We start from the raw sequence: 3,192 nt of genomic DNA on the forward strand, positions 1-3,192 counted from the left end.
GGGCGGCCTGAACCATCGTCGTCATAGGTGCGTTTCATCGGATCCCAGCGCTCGGTCGAGAAAGTGTCCCAACCATAATGCTGGAAGATGACCACGGGACGGCCGTCGCCGGCATAGGTGGCGAGGTCCTGCTTCAGCCAGGGCAGGCTGCTCGGCGCGCCATGGCCGGTGTCGCCGGCGAAGCGGTGCGTCTGGATGAGATGCAGGCCGCCCCAGTCCCAGGAATAGCAGTCGGTATCGACATCATATTCGGTTGCCGGCACCGGTGGCTTGAAGAACACGCCCGGGCGATGGTTGACCTCGACATAATCTCGCAATTCGCGGCGATACCAATCTACATGCGGCGGCGAGCCGTTCTGGTCGAGATCGTGATTGCCGAGCCCGACATAGACCGGGATGTGGACGCGATCCGGCCCGATGCCTTCCTGGTAGCGCTGGGAGAACTGCAGAAGCTGCGTGCCTTCGATGGGCTCGGTGACCTGGCCACCGCCATCATCGGTGATGTCGCCGCCGGTGACGAGGCCGAGCGGCGTGCCGATGCGGGTGCCGGCCGAATGCAGGCCGGTGGAGACGCCGTTGATCTCGGCCGGCCACTTCTTGTCGGCAATGGCGTTCAAGGCCGCGACATTGCGCAGAAGTGCTGCATCGGTCTTGCCTTCCTGCAGGCAATTGGGGCTGAGGCCGCTCGCCATGCGGCAGGCATGGATATCGGCGACGAAGAGGAAGGTGGCGTCGATCGGCTGGATGCGCTTTCCGGTCTGGCCGAAGGCGACGCGAGGCAGAGCGCAGGCCGCAACGAGGCCACCCATCCGGGCGAAGAGCAGACGGCGCGAGATGGTTGCTGGCGAGGGACGTTTCATCGTTACCCGATTAAACATTCTCGACCCGCCTCGTCCAGTTCAATGCCCAGCCGGCGCCTGGAGACTAAAGCGCGTCGCGATCTTTCAGATTCGCTCCATGCGCTTTAGGTTCTTATTTTACGCATGTCTTTATCCCGAAACCGGTTCCCACTTTCGGGAGACATGCTTTATTCATGCCAAGGCATGAAAGCTCCTGGGTCGACAGGGCGACGGCGGTCTGTCATTGCTCTGGTACATGCACCCAGGGGAGGAAGGCGTGAAGGCCCTTACAACCGGCATGGTGCTCGCCATGCTCGGCTTCGCCGGCGGCGCGCAGGCCGCAGACTGCGTCGACGCCAAATCCGCAAAAGCCGGCTTCGTGCTCGAAAAACCCGGCATAAGCAGCGAGTTCCGGCCGGCGCCCGGCGGCATGGTCGCGGTCGCCAACAAATATCAATCGGATTCGCCGCAGACGCAGTATCTCTATGCCGGGCTGATCGAGGTGTTCCGCGACAGCGACACCGGGCGGCTGTCGATGATCCCGCTCGGCGACTTGAAGAAGCTGTTCCCGCTGAAGGCGGGCGCCAAGAGCAAGACCGAATTCGTGCGGCTGTCTTCGAAAAAGACGCCGCAGAGCACCGAGACGCTGGCGCTCACCGTCAAAGGCAAGGACACCTACAGGCTCGGCGACTGCAAGTATAATGTGCTCGTGGTCGGCGAAACGATCACCGGCAGCACGGGCAACGTCATCGATACCTTCACCGCGCTCTATTCACCGGACCTGCAGGCGGTGCTGGCGCGGCGGTATGATGAGGGGACGAGCGCGCAGAGCGAGGTGGGGTTCGAGAGGATCAAGCCGCTGAAGGAATAGTGGCAGTCGTTCTTGAATTTTCGAGCGAAGGCGATCCCCCTTTTGTCCTGCCGGCGTCTATCGCAACAGGATCCTGCGGCAGTCACTCGGCTGACAGGACGCCGGCTATTGGCTTGGCGACAAAGGCCGGGTCTTCCCAATGCGGGTTGTGGCCGCAGTCCCGCGCCCAGACCAGACGCGATCCGGCAATTGCCTGGACCAGCGCCCGCTGGTGCGCTTCGCCGAAAAGCGGATCGCGCCCGCCGGCGATGATCAGCGTCGGGACCCGCACGGCCCGCGCCGCGGTGGTCAGATCGGTGCGGCGGATCTCTTCGAGAATGGGCGCCAGCGCGCCGCCGGAATCGCGGAGGCGTCCTGCGCGAGACCGGCGAGAAATGCCTGCGGCACGCCCGGCTGGCAGGCATGCCACCAGTCATAGAACGGATCGGACGGCGAGATCGGGTCGCGCAGGGCCGCCACGCCGTCGATCAGTTGGTGATGCGATCCGAAATCGGGCTTCAGCGTGCTGGCCAGGATGACCAGCCCTCCGATCACGTTCAGATATTGTGCGGCCAGCGCGATCGACACCATGCCGCCAAGCGAGTGTCCGACGACAACCGGTCGGTCCAGCCGCAAGCGCCGGATCAGCCCGGCAATGTCGTCAGCGAAATCGGCGACGCTGCACCCCTCGCCCGCATTTGAGGCACCGTGGCCACGCAGATCCGGCATGATCAGCCGGCGCCCGGAAAGATGCGGGGCCAGCAGCGAAAAACTGCGGCTGGTGTCGGTGAAGCCATGCACCAGGACAAGCGGCGGCTCCGAACCGGCGACCTCGACATAGGCTAGGTCGAGGCCGCCGACATCGACAATCCGCTTGCGGGAGGCCCAGGTGGATTGCTCGATGTCCTGAACCGTCAGCTCCGGGGCTGCCTGGCTCACAGTCCGAGCTTTTCCTTGACCGCGGCAAGGCCGGGCTTGCCGTCGAAGGTGGTGACACCGGCCAGCCAGGCGTCGAGGCGATCCTTGTGCAAGGTGATCGACTTCAGCGCACCGTCTTCCGGCTTCATGCCATCGTTGATCAGATAACCCATGCCGACATTTTCCATGTCGATGTCGAAGGCAAGGTTCTTGAGAAACTGCGCGACGTTCGAGCATTCCTGCAGGTAGCCCTTGCGCACCTGGGTGGTCACGGTGGCGGCGCCGAAATTCGGACCGAAGAACTTGTCGCCGCCGGTCAGATACTTGAAGTCGTACATCGTGTTCATCGGACGCGGCGCCCAGCCCTGGAAGACGATGAACTGCTTCTCCTTGATCTCGTAGCCGACCTCCGAGAGCATGCCGGCTTCGCTCGACTCGACCACCTGCCAGCCGTCAAGGCCGAATTGCGGATCGGCGATGGCGTCCATCATCAGCTGGTTGGAGCCCGGCTCGATGCCATACATCTTCTTGCCGAACTTGTCGGCGAATTTGTGCAGGTCGGAGAGGTCCTTGACGCCGGCGTCC

5 protein-coding genes are annotated in these 3,192 nt (G+C 63.3%); 1 reads left to right on the forward strand and 4 read right to left on the reverse strand.

The features are described from left to right. On the reverse strand, positions 1-860 hold an 860-nt coding region (locus EOA28_RS30285), incomplete at its 3' end, for a metallophosphoesterase (RefSeq protein WP_189342256.1). A 256-nt stretch (positions 861-1,116) separates the two neighbouring features. Between EOA28_RS30285 and EOA28_RS30290 the strand changes: the two genes are divergently transcribed. Then, complete coding sequence (locus tag EOA28_RS30290) at positions 1,117-1,710, forward strand: hypothetical protein (protein WP_245463273.1); 594 nt, start codon at positions 1,117-1,119, stop codon at positions 1,708-1,710. A gap of 82 nt (positions 1,711-1,792) precedes the next feature. Here the strand turns inward: EOA28_RS30290 and EOA28_RS41200 are convergent, their stop codons facing one another. The 3 genes from EOA28_RS41200 to EOA28_RS30300 all read right to left on the reverse strand — a co-directional run. After that, a complete protein-coding gene (locus tag EOA28_RS41200; RefSeq protein WP_245467105.1) occupies positions 1,793-1,981 on the reverse strand; it encodes an alpha/beta fold hydrolase in 189 nt (62 codons plus the stop codon). Between the two features lie 17 nt (positions 1,982-1,998). Then, positions 1,999-2,628, reverse strand: coding sequence for an alpha/beta hydrolase (locus EOA28_RS30295; RefSeq protein ID WP_245501632.1), 630 nt, complete (start codon positions 2,626-2,628; stop codon positions 1,999-2,001). Next, positions 2,625-3,192: glycine betaine ABC transporter substrate-binding protein (locus EOA28_RS30300; protein ID WP_281060935.1), on the reverse strand; the 568-nt coding region annotated here is incomplete at its 5' end. The genes EOA28_RS30300 and EOA28_RS30295, both read right to left, overlap by 4 nt.

The organism is Mesorhizobium sp. M2A.F.Ca.ET.067.02.1.1 (genome assembly GCF_004023285.1).
In the GTDB taxonomy this organism is placed as follows: domain Bacteria; phylum Pseudomonadota; class Alphaproteobacteria; order Rhizobiales; family Rhizobiaceae; genus Mesorhizobium.